Consider the following 18,411-nt stretch of genomic DNA (forward strand, 5'->3'; position numbering starts at 1 on the left):
AATGGGGCGGTGGCGCTCAGTACCCTATCGAGGCGGATGCGCTCCGGGTGCAGGTGTACAGTGACGGCGGCACGGATCTCGTGAGTATCCATTTGCGCGGCCGTGGTGGCGTTTCGGGGTATGTGGACGACAGTTCCACCGCCACGAAGGCGACGCTGGTACAGTACCTTCCGGTATCGTCCATATCCTCCAAAACGAGTGAGAGCCCTGGCAACGGTATGGTCGTTTACCCGAACCCTGCCGTTGATGAAACATCGGTAAGTTTCGATTTCCCGACCACTGTAGGTACCATTCGGATATTCGATGTAACGGGTAGGTTGGTTCAGACCATCAAAGGTGGGCCGATCGACGATAGGGGTTTACCTATAAGTGTAAGGGATATGCCGGAGGGGGTGTATTTTGTAAAAACAACCGATACAGCAGGTGTTGAGTTCCAACAGAAAATGTTGATCCAACGGCAATAGGATTTATCGACTAACCTAAAAACAAAAAAAGGAGACCTGACAAGGTCTCCTTTTTTATTTATTATAAACGATAAATATTATTCTTCCATTGAATGATATACATTCTGTACATCATCATCCTCTTCTAGTTTTTCTAAGAGCTTTTCTACGTCTGCAGCTTCTTCCTCGTTTAACTTTTTAGTGACTTGTGGAATTCTTTCAAATCCAGATGATAAAATTTCTATATCACGGTTTTCCAATTCTTTTTGTAAAGCTCCAAAGCTTTCGAAAGGTCCGTAGATTAGAATTCCATCGTCATCAACAAAGACTTCTTCTGCTCCAAAATCGATCAATTCCAGTTCCAATTCCTCTGGGTCAATACCTTCTGCAGGTATTCTAAAATTACAAGTATGGTCGAACATAAATTCAACAGAGCCAGAAGTACCTAAGTTACCATTACATTTATTAAAATAACTTCTAACATTGGCAACCGTTCTTGTATTATTATCAGTTGCGGTTTCTACTAAAACAGCAATGCCGTGAGGTGCATACCCTTCAAAAAGAACTTCCTTATAGTCACCAAGACTTTTGTCACTAGCTCTTTTTATAGCGCGTTCAACATTGTCTTTAGGCATGTTGACAGATTTCGCGTTTTGTATGACGGCTCTTAGTCTGGAATTGGAGTCTGGATCTGGTCCACCTTCTTTTACGGCCATTACAATGTCTTTACCTATACGAGTAAAGGCTTTTGACATTGCCGACCATCTTTTCATTTTACGTGCTTTTCTAAATTCAAAAGCTCTTCCCATGGTAAATTATTTTAAACAAATGTACAAAAACGGGTAATGTTCAGAAATCATTGAAATGAATTTCTTTAGTGCACCGTTTTAATTAAAATTCACTTTCTATAATATCTTCTATAGTTCTAGCTAAAACAAAATCTTTTTCCGTGACACCATTGGCATCATGGGTGTTTAAGCGAATGTTCAATGTGTTATAAACATTGCTCCAATCTGGGTGATGGCCTTGAGCCTCACATTCAAAAGCAATACGTGTCATCACTGAAAACGCTTCTTTAAAATTTTTAAATTCAAAGGTGGTTTCTATGGCTCCATCCACATACTCCCATCCGTCAAGTTGACCTAAATAGTCTGCTATTTGTTGATCTGTAAATTTTTCCATTTCTTTCATAATTGTTTTTAATTTAAAACATGATGGTCAATAATATCTTGAAAAGTAAATTGTAAATTTTTGGGTAACTTATTTGTTTTTGGAAGTACGGCTAAATATCTATCCTCATTGGTAGTATAAACTCTTTTAATTATAGGGTTAAAATTGCCTACGCGTTCTAATATTTCTTTTATAAAATCTTCATGATGGGTAAGGTCATTACTGCCTAAGTGATAAATACCCGTTTTATTTCTATTAATAAGGTAGTGAATTTGTTGAGTAAGCTTATCATCATTCGTCACATTTAATATCAAATTAGGAAAAACTTCTACCGATTCATTTTCTATAATAGATTTTTTCATTGCCTTGATTCTTGGCGATGCGTTACCAAAAACCATAGGGACCCGTAGAATTGCCATTTTTTCTTTTGGCAATCTAAGAAGCATATTTTCAATCTTTATTTTTAGTCTGCCATATACACTCTCAGATAATGTTTTGTCCATTTCATAAGAAGGGTATTTACTGTAGGCGTCAAATACATTCGCAGATGAAATAAAATAGAGCTTACACTTTTCTTCAGCGACATACTTGACCATATGGTCATGGGCAATAACCAAGGCAGCAAAATTTCCTCTCAAGGCAGAAATTATAATTTGAGGCTTTATCTCTTCTAAAACTTCAACAATATCATCTTCTTCAACATTGTATTGAACAAATTGTTTGTTAGATGAATATGAATTTGCCGCATGACAATAAGTGCCATAAGTATCGAAGTAATTACAAAGTTCTTTGTATATAGCATTACCTATGAAGCCACTTGCGCCAATAATCAGTATTTTCTTTGTATCTATTTTCAAAAAATGGAAAGTTCTGTTTCTGTAGTCAATTTTTCCAGCGCAAGCATACCTAATTTTGAATTCCCTTTAGGGTTTAGTCCCGGAGACCAAGTTGCTACGCAAAATTTGTTCGGTAGTAAGGCTACGATACCGCCACCAACACCACTTTTACCTGGTAGCCCAACTTCAAATGCAAATTCACCGGCTTCATCATAAAAGCCACATGTAAGCATTATGGCATTAATACGTTTTACCTGAGATAAGGTTAAAAATGTTTTGTTTCTTCTGCATTTGCCATGATTCATGAATACATAAAAAACATGAGTTAGTTGTTCGCAATTCATGGCAAGGGAGCATTGATGAAAATAGAAGTCTAAAACAGCATCAACATCATTATTTAAATTTTTATATGACTTCAAAAGATTGGCGGCCGCAAAATTCCGGAATCCTGTTTTCTTTTCGGAAAGTGCCACGGTTTCATCATAATCTATGGTGTCGTCATTTGCAATTTGGCGTACGAAGGATAAAAAATCATCTTTAGGGTTCTTCAATTGAGAAACTAGAATATCTGCAATAACGATTGCCCCAGGATTTATTAATGGATTTCTGGGGATACCATTTTCCAATTCCAATAGGGACAAATGATTGAACGGATCGCCAGAAGGTTCAACATCTACACGTTTCCAAACATCTTCCCCAATAAGGCCTAAAGCCATTGAGAGTGTTAAAACTTTAGAAATACTCTGTATGGAAAAAAGTTCATTTGAATCTCCTGCAGAAAAATTATTTTGATGATTGTCAATTAGATGTATGCCAAAATTGTTAACATCAACTTTTGCCAATTCCGGTATGTAATCTGCAATTTTTCCTCTTTCCTTTTCTTTGGATGCGGTTTCATTAATTGCATTTAGAACACTTTGGTAATCTATCATTTACTTTTGTAAAATGGTAATTTAACTATCGTGGCAGGTATTGCATTTTTTCTGATCTGTATGTTGATTTTACTGCCAATTTCGGAGAAAATAGGCGGTACATAGCCTAATCCAATTCCAGTTCCCATTGAAGGTGACATAGTGCCAGAGGTGACTTCACCTATGGTTTTACCGTTACCGTCAACAATGTCATAGCCTTGTCTGGGTATGCCACGTTCATCTAATTCAAATGCGACTAATTTACGTTCAGGACCCTGTTGTTTCTCTTTTTGCAAAGCTTCAGAATTAACAAAGTCTTTCGTGAATTTGGTTATCCAGCCCAAACCAGCCTCAAAAGGAGAGGTAGTGTCGTTAATATCATTTCCATATAGACAATATCCCATTTCTAATCTTAAGGTATCTCTTGCGGCCAAGCCAATTGGTTTTATTCCAAAATTGGCCCCAGCTTCAAAAACTTTGTCCCAAATTTGTTTTACTTCTTCATTTTTACAGTAAATTTCAAATCCGCCAGAACCTGTATAGCCCGTTGCAGATATGATTACATTTTCTATTCCAGCAAAATCGGATACTTCAAAATGATAAAATTTAATATCGGATAAATTCACGGAGGTTAGGGACTGCATTGCCTCTACGGCTTTTGGACCCTGTATGGCCAAAAGCGAATAACCTTCAGATATGTCTCTCATATCTGCCTTAAATTCTGCATTATAAGAGGAAATATGCATCCAATCTTTTTCAATATTGGATGCATTTACGACTAAAAGATATTGTTCTTCTTTTATGCGATATACAATAAGGTCGTCAACAATACCGCCATTTTCATTTGGTAAGCAGCTATATTGAGCTCTGCCTATGGTTAACTTAGATGCATCATTTGAAGTTACTTTTTGTATTAAATCTAAGGCAGTAGGACCAGAGATTAAAAATTCGCCCATATGTGATACATCGAAAACCCCAACACCGTTACGAACAGTTTCATGTTCAGCATTTACACCTTCGTAAGAAACAGGCATGTTGTAACCGGCAAAAGGAACCATTTTGGCACCAAGAGATTCATGAGTTGAAGTAAGCGCAGTATTTTTCATCTTCTATATATATTGACGATGCAAATTTATCGAAAATAAATAGAAGCCAATGTGGCTGACCAGGGAATTGAGAAAATAATATAACCTTGAAATTTTCTAAGTGCTTAAAAGAAAACTTTTAAGTTCCTCATAACTAGCAATTTTAATGGATGCCTTGGTTTTATTCATTACTTTTTTAATTTGTGCAGGAATCTCCAGCTTTTCATCAAGGGTTTCCTCAACAATATCTAAAAACTTGACCGGGTGAGCGGTTTCTAAGAAAATGCCATAAGTATTAGGATGTAGCTCTTGATATTTTTTTAGTCCTAAATAACCTACGGCACCATGTGGGTCGGCAACATAACCATTGATATCATTAATCTCTTTTAAGGCTTTCTTTGTTTCGTTATCTGTAAAAGAGTAGGCAGAAAGATTGTCCTTTAGCAAATCAAAATTATCCTGAAACAAGTGTCTAATTCTAATGAAGTTACTTGGGTCTCCAACGTCCATAGCATTAGAGATAGTAGCTGTAGACGGCTTTGGTGAATATTCTTTGGTTTGCATAAATTGGGGCACGGTATCATTTACATTTGTAGCTGCGATAAAGTGTTTTACCGGCATGCCTAAACGTTGTGCCATTAGCCCTGCACAGATATTCCCGAAATTGCCGGAAGGGACTGAGAATATGATTTCCTTACCTTGGGATTTAGCTTGTTTGTAGGCAAAAAGAAAATAGAACAACTGCGGTAACCAACGTGCAACATTAATGGAGTTAGCAGAAGTTAATTTCATGTTGTCAAGGAGTTCCTTATCCAAAAATGCATTTTTTACCATAGCCTGGCAATCATCGAACATACCGTCTACCTCTAGTGCCGTAATATTTTGTCCTAAAGTAGTCAGTTGTCTTTCTTGAATGTCACTTACTTTACCGCTTGGGTACAGTATAACAACTTTTACACCATCTACGCCTAGAAAACCATTAGCAACTGCGCCACCGGTATCGCCCGATGTAGCTACAAGTACGGTTACTTCATTTTTTGATGCTCTAGAAAAATATCCTAGGCACTGTGCCATAAAACGAGCGCCAACATCTTTAAAAGCCATGGTTGGACCATGAAAAAGTTCTAATGTACCAATGTTGGAAGTAATGTCAATAACCGGAAAATCGAAGTCTAGCACCTCTTTTAGTATATCCTTCAATACATTATCTGTTATAACTTCTGTTACAAATTGACGAATAGCCGTAAAAGCGATTTCCTCATTGGTAAGATTTTCAATATGCTCAAAAAACGAAGCTGGTAGAGGAGTTATTTCTTCTGGAAAATATAAGCCTTTATCTGGTGCAATACCATTGACAACGGCGGTATCAAAAGAAACTTTGGGTGCAGTATTGTTTAAACTATAGAATTTCAAGATGAGTATGTTTAATGGTTAGTAGTAAACTACTTTTTTATTTATAAAATTTTTACGCCTTCGGTGTTTATTTTAGAGACATGAATTTCGTAGTCTATTCCAATTTTATCATAGACTTTTTTCATGGACTCACCTACTTTTAAAGCGGTATCTTTTCCTTTGCTGAATGCAAAAATAGAAGGTCCTGATCCAGATATACCAGATCCTAATGCTCCGGCTTCCAAAGAAACCTTTTTAACTTCGTCAAACCCCGGAATTAAAATAGAACGTATTGGTTCAACAATATGATCTTCTAGGGAACGGCCGATTAAATCATAATCTTTTTTGAAAAGTCCGGCTACTAATCCACCTACATTTCCCCATTGTTTAATTCCTGTTTCCATAGAGATAGTTGTTTTCAAAATCTTTCTGGAATCTGAAGTTTTTATTTCTATCTGCGGATGAATTATGGTCAAATATAATTCAGTTGGAGCCGGTATATCAATGATATCTAGCGGACTATAGCTGCGTACTAAAGTGAAACCGCCAAATAGGGCAGGAGCCACATTGTCTGCGTGGGCTACATCACTTGCCAAACGTTCACCTTCCATGGCAAATTTTACCAATTCAGTTTTGCTAAAGGGGTTGCCCAATAAGTGGTTCATGGCCCAAACAGCACCTGCAGAACTAGCAGCGCTACTACCTATACCACTGCCAGGTTTTATTTTTTTGTCTATTTCGATTTCAAATCCGCCGTCATAATCAGAGGCTAATAGAAATGCGTTACCAGCAACTCCTGCCACATTGTTCAATGTCTCTTTTGGTAAATCTTGTCCGGTAAGTTTTGTTATTTTAATACCTTTTTGAGGCACTTTTCTAACCACCATTTCATCACCGACCGAGTCTAGGGCGACACCAAGCACATCAAATCCGCATGAAACGTTGGCAACTGTTGCAGGGCAAAATACTTTAATTTCGTTTGTAGCCATAATGAAAGTTATAGTTATGAAATTTAGAAATTACCTATTCGTATAATATCGGCGAATATTCCCGAGGCCGTTACAGCAGCGCCCGCACCCGCACCTTTAATTATCATTGGCTGGTTAGGGTATCTTTCAGTGTAGAAAAGAACAATGTTATCACTACCTTCTAAATTATAGAAATCATGACCTTTAGGTATTTCCTGTAATCCTACACTTGCTTTTCCATCATCGAACTGGGCCACATACTTAAGCTTGCTATCGGATTTTTTTGCACTTGAAAACAAAGACTGAAAATGTGGCTCATGCTTAATTAAAGAGGCAAAAAAGTCTTCATTGTTGTCAGTATTTAAACTTTCTTCGGGTAAAAACGGATTGTTTTTTATATCGCTAATTTCTAGTTGATTACCACTTTCGCGCGCTAAAATCAAAATTTTGCGCATGACATCAACACCACTTAAATCAATTTTTGGATCAGGTTCTGTGTAACCCTCTTCCTGAGCCTGTTTCACCACATCATGAAAAGTAGTTTGATCATTGAAATTATTGAAAACAAAGTTTAAACTACCAGAAAGAACAGCTTGTATTTTCAATATTTTATCACCAGAAGCAATCAAATGTTTAAGAGTATCGATTATTGGTAAACCGGCACCAACATTGGTTTCAAATAAAAACGGAGCGTTATATGTTCTGGCTAAGGATTTTAAATGTGAATAGTTCTCAAATTCAGATGAACATGCAATTTTATTACATGTAACTACAGATATGCTATTGCCCAGATATTCACTGTAGGTTTTTGATACTTCTTCACTGGCTGTGTTATCTACGAAAATACTATTTCGGTAGTTTAGACTATTTACTAAGGCTAAGAATTTGACTTTATCCGCTTTTTCTCCATTCGCAAGTTTGGTAGCCCAATCATTTAGGTCAATTCCTTTTTCATCAAAAAGCATTGTTCTAGAGTTGGACATTCCAATAACCCTAATGTTCAATTTTAAATTCTCTTTTAGGAATTTACGTTGCTCTCTAATTTGCTCTAAAAATTTAGCTCCAACATTACCAACACCCATTACAAATAGGTTCAATTGTTTAATGTTTTCTTCAAAAAACTCCTCGTGCAAAGCGTTTAATGCCTTTTTGACATCTTTTTCGTCAATAATGCAAGAAATATTCCTTTCAGAGGCACCTTGGGCAATTACTCTAATATTTACATTGTTTTTACCTAAAGTACTGAACATTTTACCGCTTAGACCTTGGTGACTTTTCATGTTATCACCCACTAAGGCAACAATGGCTAAATCACTTTCAGGAATAACCGTTTTAATGCGTCCCCTTTCAATTTCGTATTCAAAAGCTTCGTTTACGATACTAATTGCCTTTTCTACATCATTGGCAGATATACCTACACAAATAGAATGTTCAGAAGATGCTTGTGTAATTAAAACAACACTTATATCAGCTTGAGAAAGTACTTCGAAAAAACGTTTGGATATTCCTGGTATACCTACCATACCTGGACCTTCTAAAGATAATAGGGCAATGTTGCCAATATGGCTAATACCGCGTACCGTTTTACCTTTTTCGTTTTTAGATTTGGTTATTAAAGTTCCTTTTTCCTCTGGGCTAAAAGTGTTTTTTATAACTATGGATATTCCTTTAGATAGAACGGGCTGTATTGTTGGAGGATAAAGTACTTTTGCTCCAAAATGCGATAGTTCCATTGCTTCTTCATAAGAAATATGCGGAATGGCCTTCGCTTGTTTTACCATTTTTGGGTTAGCTGTGTACATACCACTCACATCTGTCCATATTTCCAATATATCGGCATCTACCGCAGCAGCATAAATAGCAGCGGTATAATCTGAACCACCACGGCCTAACGTAGTAGATATGCCTTCTTCTGATGTGGCTATAAAACCTGGGCAAACTGAAACCTGTTTTTTTGAAGAATTAAAAAATTCCTCGCAATTAGCGTTGGTTTTGGTGAAATTCACCACATTTTTACCGTTTAGTTTATGTGTGATTATTAATTCTCTACTATCCTTAAAAACGGCATCAAGCTTTTCATTAATTAGATATTCACTAATGATATATGAAGAAAGAAGTTCACCGTAACTTACTATTTTGTCAGATAATTTAGGTGTTATTTCTCCAATAAAGTAAGCGCCCTCAAGTAGTGTTTCAAGCACATTGAATTCGCTTTTTACTTTGCTAAGCACCTTACTTTGAGTAGTAACGGGAATTAACTCTTTAACCGTAGCTAAATGTCTTTCTTCTAATGTATGTAGTATTTCTTTGTATTTCTGATCTTGTGCAGATGCCAAAGAACCGGCTTGCAATAATAAATCTGTTACTCCTCCAAAAGCTGAAACAACCAAAATTATAGGGTCGTTATATTTAGAGATTATATTTTTAATTTTAACTATATTTTCAGGCTTGGCTACAGATGAACCACCGAATTTTAGAACTTTCATGATGTGTAATGTTGACTTTGTAATTTAAGATATGGTGTAATTAAACACGGGTACGGAGATATATAGTTTTTAACCCCAAAGGGTGAAACGTGCCGTAGCTGTACCATAAGTAATAGTAGCTGAAGTGAAATCTAATGTTATGTCTGTTATATAGCAGTCCATAAATACTAATGGTTGAAAGTCAAAAGTAGTACATTTGATAACTTAAACAAATCATTCCACAATTTTTTACGGAATAGTTATTTTTTAGATATAAATACAATAAAGAATGAAATTATATAGCGCAAAACAAATTTATAAAGCAGATCAGATTTCTATAAAAAAGGAGGAAATTGGTAGTAATGAATTAATGGAACGTGCTGCTTTGCAACTTTTTAATTGGATGCATTTGCGTATGCAAGGAGCTCCAGTGAAAATTCATTTATTCTGTGGAATAGGTAATAACGGGGGCGATGGTATTGCGCTGGCCAGACATCTTGTGGATCATGGTTATAATTTAGAAGTATATGTTATCAATTATAGTGAAAAGAGGTCAAAAGACTTTTTAATTAACCTAGATCGATTAAAAGATCGAAAAGTTTGGCCGCATTTTATGAATTCTGATGATGAACTACCGGCAATAGGTAGGGAAGATATCATTGTGGACGGCATTTTTGGAATAGGTTTAAATAGAACACCTGATGATTGGGTGATAAAAGTTATTCAGCACTTAAATAATTCTCAGGCATTTATTCTTTCAATTGATATTCCTTCAGGATTGTTCACTGATCAAGGACCTGAAAATTTTGATGCTATTATAAAATCTAATTATGTATTGAGTTTTCAAACTCCTAAACTAGTTTTCTTTTTGCCGGAAACTGGTGGTTTCATTGAACAATGGGAGGTATTGGATATAGGCTTAGATCCTGAGTATTTAATGCAAACCGAAACGGAATATGAGTTAATAGGGAAGAATGAAGTATTGACATTGTATAAGCCTAGGGAAAAATTTGGACATAAGGGTACCTATGGCCATTCATTAATTGTTGGAGGAAGTTATGGGAAAATAGGTTCCGTTTGTCTTTCGTCTAAGGCTGCTCTTTGTGCCGGTAGCGGGTTGGTCACATCCTATGTCCCCAGAATTGGTTATACTATACTGCAGACCGCATTACCCGAAATAATGGTGTTGACAGATCTTGAAGAAAAAGAACTTACTGAAATTAAGTTTGATATTGAGCCAAGCGTGGTAGGGATAGGAATGGGGATGGGTACAAGCGATGTGTCTATTAAGGCATTTGCAAGTTTCTTAGAGCAAAATAAATTTCCCTTGGTAATTGATGCAGATGCACTTAATATACTTTCTAAAAAGAAAGAACTGTTAAAAGAGCTTCCTGAAAAAACTATTTTAACGCCTCATCCAAAAGAGTTGGAGCGATTGATCGGCAGTTGGAAAGATGACTTTGAAAAGTTGAAAAAAGTAAAGGAGTTTTCAAAAAAATATAATTGTATTGTAGTTGTAAAGGGTGCACACACTATTGTGGTTTATAATGACAAGGGATATGTAAATACCACTGGTAATCCTGGTATGGCTACAGCAGGAACAGGTGATGTGTTAACAGGTGTAATTACAGGGTTGTTGGCGCAAGGTTACCCGGCACTGGATGCTTCAATCTTTGGGGTCTATTTACATGGCAGATCTGGAGATATAGCCGTAGAGTCTACTGGTTTTCAGTCCTTAACCGCTTCAGATGTTATAGATAATTTGGCAAATGCATATTTGGATTTGTTTAAATTGCCAGAACAACCCGTTACGGAAGAAGAAAATCAGTCCAATCAATAATTCTTAAGAATTTACCCTTCTTTTAACCCATTTTAATGCGTTATCAAATTCTATGAAGAATTTCATAGGCTTTTTGTAAAACAGTTTTTCGATCTTAAAGTTATGCATGTCGATTTCTTTTACCGAAACGATTGCAAAAGCTTTAAGATTGTCTAGTTGTTTTAAGTAGTTGTAAATGGTTGGGTCAATGGCAAATGAGTGCCTACGTAGACTAATGAACCCAAAATTCTTATCTCTAAAATGAATTTCAGCTATACCAATAATTTGGTAAGCTCTTTCTAATGTTAATGTAGCGCCCTCGTCAAAGATGGATACCATGTAATTCTCATAAACCTGAATTTTGCCTGTTTCTAATTCGTACTCTCGCACAATTACTTTTTTCTTGGTAGATCCAACTTTCATTCTTTCAGTATTAATATAGTGTGTCTTGAGCGAAAGTAAAGTGAACTACAATCTTTGTGCAAAATTTTAGTTTAAACGCGAAAATATCGTTCGTACTGCGTATAGCTATGAATGGCTGTATTTCTATTCTTACGACTTAAAAAGTATTGTACGAAAAAAGAGCCCTAACAAGGGCTCTTTTTTTATACTGTAAAAGTGAGAAAATCTACGTTTTAGGAGACTCTTCCTCGGCTTTTTCAATCTTAATGGTCAATTCTTCGCTCTTTTTGTCAAGATCAATATAAATACTGTCACCTTCCTTAAGCTTGGAATTCACTATTTCTTCCGCTAAGGCATCTTCAATGTATTTTTGAATTGCTCTTTTTAACGGTCTTGCACCATACTGCTTATCAAAACCTTTCTCAGCGATATAGTCTTTTGCTTCATCGGTAAGATTCAAGTGGTAACCAATATCCTTGATTCTCTTGAACAATTTAGCTAGTTCTATATCAATGATCTTATGAATGTCCTCTCTTTCCAGGGCATTAAATACAATAACATCATCAATTCTATTTAAAAACTCTGGGGCAAAAGCTTTCTTTAAGGCATTTTCAATAACACCTTTCTGGTGAGCATCTTCCTGAGATTTTTTTGCAGCTGTACCAAAACCTACACCTTGTCCAAAATCTTTTAATTGTCTAGCTCCAATATTGGAGGTCATAATAATGATAGTATTTCTAAAGTCGATCTTACGACCCAAACTATCTGTTAAGAAACCATCATCCAATACCTGTAAAAGCATATTGAAAACATCTGGGTGTGCCTTTTCAACCTCATCCAATAGTATTACCGAATACGGTTTTCTTCTAACTTTTTCTGTTAGTTGACCACCTTCTTCATAACCTACATATCCTGGAGGGGCACCTACCAATCTAGAGATGGCAAACTTCTCCATATACTCACTCATATCAATACGTATAAGAGCGTCTTCAGAATCAAAAAGTTCTTTTGCCAATACTTTGGCAAGTTGGGTTTTACCAACACCGGTCTGACCTAAGAATATAAATGAGCCAATTGGCTTGTTGGGATCTTTAAGTCCCGCTCTATTACGCTGAATAGCTTTGGAAACCTTTGCAACGGCATCGTTTTGACCAATTACATTAGATTTGATCAATTCCGGTAGACCAGCTAATTTATTACTTTCTGTTTGCGCTATTCTATTAACAGGTATACCGCTCATCATTGAAACAACATCGGCAACATTTTCTTCGCTAACGGTCTCTTTGTTCAGTTTACTGTCATCTTCCCATCGCTCTTGGGCTATGGCAAGTTCTTTTTCCAGACTCTTTTCGTCATCACGTAATTTAGCAGCTTCTTCGTATTTCTGCTTTTTTACCACACTGTTTTTAAGTTCACGAACATCTTCCAATTTCTTTTCTAATTCAAGAATTTGCTTTGGAACATCCATATTAACAATGTGTACTCTAGAGCCAGCCTCATCTAAAGCATCGATAGCCTTGTCCGGTAAAAAACGATCGGTCATGTACCTATTTGTAAGTTTTACGCAAGCTTCAATAGCTTCGTCAGTATAGGTTACATTATGGTGGTCTTCGTATTTACCTTTAATATTATGTAGAATCTCCACTGTTTCTTCAACAGAAGTAGGTTCTACAATAACCTTTTGAAAACGTCTTTCTAGGGCACCATCTTTTTCAATATATTGTCTGTATTCATCTAAAGTAGTTGCACCAATACATTGAATTTCGCCTCTTGCCAATGCAGGTTTAAACATATTTGAAGCATCTAAACTTCCAGTTGCGCCACCGGCACCAACAATAGTATGAATTTCATCTATGAATAAAATGACATCTTCATTCTTTTCAAGTTCGTTCATGACCGCTTTCATGCGTTCTTCAAACTGTCCTCTGTATTTAGTCCCGGCAACCAAAGAAGCAAGGTCAAGTGTTACCACTCTTTTATTGTACAGAATTCTTGAAACTTTTTTATTGATTATTCGAAGGGCAAGACCCTCTGCAATGGCACTTTTACCAACACCTGGCTCACCAATTAACAGTGGATTGTTCTTTTTTCTTCGGCTAAGAATTTGCGAAACCCTTTCAATTTCTTTTTCTCTACCAACAACAGGGTCCAGTTTGTTTTCCTCTGCCATCTGTGTAAGGTCCCTACCAAAATTATCCAGAACTGGAGTTTTAGATTTTTTGGCACCTTTTTGATTAGAAGCAGAGCCAAAGGTGCTTTCTTTTCCTTCATTGGACTCTTCAGAGTCACTTGGGAAAGATTCGGCCGTTGGGCCATCTACCATATCGTCATCACTTGTAATCATAAATTTAAACTGTTCTTTAACACCGTCGTAATCGACCTTAAGTTTATGTAAAAGTTTTGTTGTAGGATCGTTTTCATTTCTAAGGATACAAAGTAGAAGGTGCGCAGTATTTATAGAAGAACTTTGAAAAAGTTTAGCTTCTAAAAAAGTTGTTTTTAAAGCACGTTCAGCTTGTCTTGTCAAATGCAAGTTCTTTTTGTCTTTTTGTACGCCACTCGCGTTAGGGTTAGAAGGACTTAGAATTTCTACCTTTCTACGTAAGTGTTCTAAATCGACTTCTAAAGCATCTAAAATGCTAATGGCCTTCCCGTTTCCATCTCTAAGAAGCCCAAGCATGAGGTGCTCGGTACCGATAAAATCGTGACCAAGTCGTAATGCTTCCTCTTTGCTATAAGCAATAACATCCTTTACTCTTGGGGAAAAATTATCATCCATATACTATATTATCTTCTATAAAATTACTAAATCTCATCCAATCATTGGCAAATACCGTACCTATAATCGTTAAAGTTATTGTAAAAGCCATTAAAACCCGCTTTAATAAGTACGAAATTAGCGGATAAAGTAAAAATTAACATAACTCTGCCAAGTGTTAATAAAAATTAATATTATTGAATCCACATATTCTTGAAACGCCTAGGATTTAAGTATATTGGCATGCTTTTTTACTAATTAAAAAACAGAAGATTTTAAAATGGCTGACGGTGAAAAATTGATTCCCATAAATATTGAAGAGGAAATGAAATCTGCCTACATTGATTACTCAATGTCGGTCATTGTGTCACGTGCCCTGCCAGATGTTAGGGACGGATTAAAACCCGTACACAGAAGAGTTCTTTTCGGAATGCATGAATTAGGAGTTAGAAGTAATAGCTCACATAAGAAATCTGCACGTATTGTAGGGGAAGTTTTAGGTAAGTACCACCCACATGGTGATACTTCTGTATATGATACCATGGTGCGTATGGCTCAAGAATGGAGTTTACGCTACATGCTTGTAGATGGTCAAGGTAACTTTGGATCAATAGATGGTGATAGTCCTGCAGCAATGCGTTATACGGAAGCCCGTATGCGTAAAATTGCAGATGACATGTTGGCTGATATTGATAAAGAAACGGTTGATCATCAATTGAATTTTGACGATTCTTTAAAAGAACCTACGGTTTTGCCAACAAGGGTGCCAAACCTTTTAGTGAACGGTGCGTCTGGTATTGCGGTAGGTATGGCTACCAATATGCCTCCTCACAATTTATCTGAAGTAGTAGATGGTACGGTAGCTTATATTGATAATAATGATATTGAGATAGACGAGCTGATCACCCATATTAAAGCACCAGATTTTCCAACCGGTGGTATTATATATGGTTATGATGGAGTTAAAGAGGCTTTTCATACAGGTAGAGGTCGTGTAAAAATACGTGCAAAGGCTAGCTTTGAAGAGGTTCAGGGAAGGGAGTGTATTGTGGTTACAGAGATTCCTTATCAGGTGAACAAGGCAGATATGATCAAGAAAACTGCCGATCTTGTTAATGATAAAAAGATAGAGGGTATCTCTAACATTAGAGACGAATCTGACCGTAACGGTATGCGTATCGTTTACATTTTAAAGAGAGATGCTATTCCTAATATAGTATTGAACATGTTGTACAAGTATACGGCATTGCAATCCTCATTTAGTGTAAATAATATTGCATTGGTAAATGGTAGGCCGCAGTTGTTGAATGTCAAGGAAATGATACATCATTTTGTTGAGCATAGACATGAAGTAGTGGTTAGGCGTACTCAGTTCGAGTTGAAAAAAGCTGAAGATCGTGCCCATATACTAGAAGGTTTAATAATTGCTTCTGATAATATAGATGAGGTAATTGCAATAATTAGAGCTTCCAATAATGCTGATGAGGCAAGGAACAACTTAATTGAACGCTTTAAATTAAGTGAGATTCAAGCCAAGGCCATTGTTGAAATGCGTTTACGTCAGTTGACAGGTCTGGAGCAAGATAAGCTTAGAACCGAGTATGATGAAATTATGCTTCTTATTGCCGATTTAAAAGATATTCTTGATAAAAAGGAGCGAAGAATGCAAATCATCAAAGATGAGCTTCTTGAGGTTAAGGAAAAGTATGGCGATGAAAGAAGGTCTGTAATCAATGTAGCAGGTGGAGATCTTAGCATGGAAGATATGATTCCAGATGAGCAAGTGGTAATTACCATTTCTCACGCAGGTTATATCAAGAGAACTCCTTTGACCGAGTACAAAACGCAAAATAGAGGTGGTGTAGGTCAAAAAGCATCCTCAACCAGAAATGAAGATTTCTTAGAGCATTTGTTCGTTGGTACCAACCACCAATATATGTTGTTCTTTACGCAAAAAGGAAAATGTTTCTGGATGCGTGTGTTTGAAATACCTGAAGGTAGTAGAACGTCTAAAGGTAGGGCAATTCAGAACCTGATCAATATAGAACAGGATGATAGCGTAAAGGCGTTCATTTGTACGCAAGATTTAAAGGATGAAGATTACATAAATGCACATTATGTGATTATGGCTACTAAAAAAGGTGTGGTTAAGAAAACATCTTTAGAGCAATATTCAAGACCACGTCAAAATGGTATCAATGCCATTACCGTTCGAGATGGTGATGAGTTGCTAGAAGCTAAGTTGACTACGGGAACAAGTCAAATATTCCTTGGACTTAAATCTGGTAAGGCAATTAGGTTTGAAGAAAGTAAAACTAGACCAATGGGTAGAAATGCTTCTGGTGTTAGAGGTGTAACTTTGGCAAATGATGAAGACGAAGTAATCGGTATGGTGTCGGTTCATAATTTTGAGGAAGAAATTTTAGTTGTTTCTGAAAAAGGTTATGGAAAAAGATCTAGTATAGAAGATTATAGGGTTACCAATAGAGGAGGTAAAGGGGTTAAGACTATTAGTGTTACTGATAAAACGGGCGGACTTGTAGCTATTAAAAACGTTACCGACTCTGATGATTTAATGATTATCAACAAATCTGGAATAGCAATTCGTATGAGCGTAGAGGATTTACGTGTTATGGGAAGAGCTACACAAGGTGTTAGGTTGATCAATATTAAAGGTAACGACTCTATTGCTGCAGTTGCTAAGGTTATGAAGGATGAAGATGATCTTGAAGAATCTGAAATCCTTGATATTGAAGTGAATACTGAGGGTGCAACTGAAGTAGATGATACTGAAGAAAAAGATGGCACAGAGATTGATAATCCTGATACCGAAGAATAAACTTAAATAATAAACACTAATAATTAATATATTAAAAATGAAAAATAGGTTATTACTTGTAGCGGCGCTGACATTTACTATGGTCGGTTTTGCTCAAAAGAATGAAATAAAGTCTGCGGAAAAGGCATTAAAATCTGGCGATGCTACAGCAGCCAAAACTGCTATAGAAGCTGCTTCAGGTACTATTGCTGCAGCTGATGAGAAAACTCAGGCGCAATATTACTTTACAAGAGGTAAAATTTATAGCGATTTAGCCAAAAAAGGAGATAATGATGCATTTGAAAAATCTGCGAATTCTTTTAAAAAGGTTATTGAGATAGAAGAAGCTTCTGGTAAACAAAAATATTCTTCTGAGACTAACCAGTATATGGCAGCATTGACTGCAGATTTGGTTAACTCTGCGGTTAGCGATAACAGTAACAATAAGTTTAAAGAAGCGGCTGAGAAGTTGTATATGAGCTATACATTGAGTCCTAAGGATACATCTTACTTGTACTATGCTGCAGGTAGTGCTGTAAACGGTGGTCATTATGAAATGGCGTTAGATTATTATAACAAATTACAAGAAGTAGGTTATGATGGTAGCGGTGTTGTGTATAAGGCTACGAATGCGGCTTCAGGTGAAGTTGAGGAGATGGATAAAGTTCAACGTGACCTTATGGTGAAATCTGGTACTTATACCAATCCTGTGGATGAAAAAACGCCATCTAAAAAAGCTGAAATTGTTAAGAATACAGCATTGATCTACACTCAATTAGGGCAAGATGAAAAAGCTTTAGAAGCATATCAGGCAGCTAGAAAAAATGATCCAGAAGATGTAAATCTTATTTTAAACGAAGCAAACCTTTATTTCAATCAAGGAAATAAAGATAAGTTTAAAGAATTAATGGCTCAGGCAATAGCACTTGCACCAGATAATCCAGATTTACATTACAACGTTGGTGTAATTAGCATGGAGCAAGACAATTATGAAGATGCTCGTGTATCTTACAAAAAAGCGATAGAGCTTGATCCTAAATATACCAATGCATATTTAAATCTTTCTACAACCTATGTAAATGAAGGTAACAACCTTATTGATGAAATGAACTCGTTAGGTAATAGTAGAGCGGATATTGCCAAGTATGATGAATTGAAAGAGAAAAAGGATAGCTTGTTCAAGCAAGGTGCAGATGTTTTGGAAGATGCATTGAAGAACAACCCTGGTAATGAAAATATCATGACACAGCTTAAGAATATTTATGGAGCTATGGGTGATACTGAAAACTTTACTAGAATAAAGAAGTTGTTAGGAGAGTAATTCTAACTTACAGCAAAATGAAA

Annotated in this window: 14 protein-coding genes; 4 read left to right on the forward strand and 10 right to left on the reverse strand. The window is 36.3% G+C overall.

The annotated features are described in order from the left end of the window. A partial coding sequence (locus I600_RS19430) for a T9SS type A sorting domain-containing protein (protein ID WP_209439200.1) occupies positions 1-464 on the forward strand: 464 nt, incomplete at its 5' end. A gap of 77 nt (positions 465-541) precedes the next feature. Here the strand turns inward: I600_RS19430 and I600_RS14945 are convergent. From I600_RS14945 to thrA, 8 genes are all read right to left on the reverse strand, one after another. Next, complete coding sequence (locus I600_RS14945) at positions 542-1,252, reverse strand: YebC/PmpR family DNA-binding transcriptional regulator (protein WP_058105368.1); 711 nt, start codon at positions 1,250-1,252, stop codon at positions 542-544. Between the two features lie 82 nt (positions 1,253-1,334). Continuing rightward, entirely contained in the window at positions 1,335-1,625 is a 291-nt protein-coding gene (locus tag I600_RS14950) for a 4a-hydroxytetrahydrobiopterin dehydratase (protein WP_058105510.1), read from the reverse strand. A gap of 17 nt (positions 1,626-1,642) precedes the next feature. Next, the gene (locus I600_RS14955) at positions 1,643-2,470 is read right to left on the reverse strand and encodes a sugar nucleotide-binding protein (protein WP_058105369.1); all 828 of its coding nucleotides are present in this window, start codon (positions 2,468-2,470) and stop codon (positions 1,643-1,645) included. Then, the gene (locus I600_RS14960) at positions 2,467-3,381 is read right to left on the reverse strand and encodes a glutaminase (RefSeq protein ID WP_058105370.1); all 915 of its coding nucleotides are present in this window, start codon (positions 3,379-3,381) and stop codon (positions 2,467-2,469) included. The genes I600_RS14955 and I600_RS14960 overlap by 4 nt, the downstream gene beginning before the upstream one ends. Beyond that, a complete protein-coding gene (gene gcvT, locus I600_RS14965; RefSeq protein ID WP_058105371.1) occupies positions 3,378-4,466 on the reverse strand; it encodes a glycine cleavage system aminomethyltransferase GcvT in 1,089 nt (362 codons plus the stop codon). The genes I600_RS14960 and gcvT overlap by 4 nt, the downstream gene beginning before the upstream one ends. Before the next feature lie 96 nt (positions 4,467-4,562). Beyond that, a complete protein-coding gene (gene thrC, locus I600_RS14970) occupies positions 4,563-5,858 on the reverse strand; it encodes a threonine synthase (RefSeq protein ID WP_058105372.1) in 1,296 nt (431 codons plus the stop codon). 41 nt (positions 5,859-5,899) lie between these two features. Next, a complete protein-coding gene (locus I600_RS14975) occupies positions 5,900-6,826 on the reverse strand; it encodes a homoserine kinase (protein WP_058105373.1) in 927 nt (308 codons plus the stop codon). A gap of 23 nt (positions 6,827-6,849) precedes the next feature. After that, entirely contained in the window at positions 6,850-9,291 is a 2,442-nt protein-coding gene (gene thrA, locus I600_RS14980; protein ID WP_058105374.1) for a bifunctional aspartate kinase/homoserine dehydrogenase I, read from the reverse strand. A 268-nt stretch (positions 9,292-9,559) separates the two neighbouring features. On the opposite strand from thrA, the gene I600_RS14985 reads away from it, so the two are divergent. Next, positions 9,560-11,110 (forward strand): bifunctional ADP-dependent NAD(P)H-hydrate dehydratase/NAD(P)H-hydrate epimerase, encoded by a 1,551-nt coding sequence (locus I600_RS14985; protein WP_058105375.1) that lies wholly within the window; start codon positions 9,560-9,562, stop codon positions 11,108-11,110. A gap of 3 nt (positions 11,111-11,113) precedes the next feature. Here I600_RS14985 and I600_RS14990 read toward each other — a convergent pair whose 3' ends face one another. Continuing rightward, positions 11,114-11,512, reverse strand: coding sequence for a hypothetical protein (locus I600_RS14990; protein ID WP_058105376.1), 399 nt, complete (start codon positions 11,510-11,512; stop codon positions 11,114-11,116). Positions 11,513-11,717: 205 nt separating this feature from the next. Beyond that, positions 11,718-14,270, reverse strand: coding sequence for an ATP-dependent Clp protease ATP-binding subunit (locus tag I600_RS14995; protein ID WP_058105377.1), 2,553 nt, complete (start codon positions 14,268-14,270; stop codon positions 11,718-11,720). Between the two features lie 259 nt (positions 14,271-14,529). Here I600_RS14995 and gyrA point away from each other — a divergent pair, with 259 nt between their 5' ends. After that, positions 14,530-17,088 carry a DNA gyrase subunit A gene (gyrA, locus tag I600_RS15000; protein ID WP_058105378.1) on the forward strand — a complete coding sequence of 853 codons (2,559 nt, stop codon included), beginning with the start codon at positions 14,530-14,532 and terminating at the stop codon, positions 17,086-17,088. A gap of 37 nt (positions 17,089-17,125) precedes the next feature. After that, entirely contained in the window at positions 17,126-18,388 is a 1,263-nt protein-coding gene (locus I600_RS15005) for a tetratricopeptide repeat protein (RefSeq protein WP_058105379.1), read from the forward strand. Positions 18,389-18,411: the final 23 nt, after the last annotated feature.

It is taken from the genome of Maribacter dokdonensis DSW-8 (assembly GCF_001447995.1).
GTDB classification, from domain to species: domain Bacteria; phylum Bacteroidota; class Bacteroidia; order Flavobacteriales; family Flavobacteriaceae; genus Maribacter; species Maribacter dokdonensis.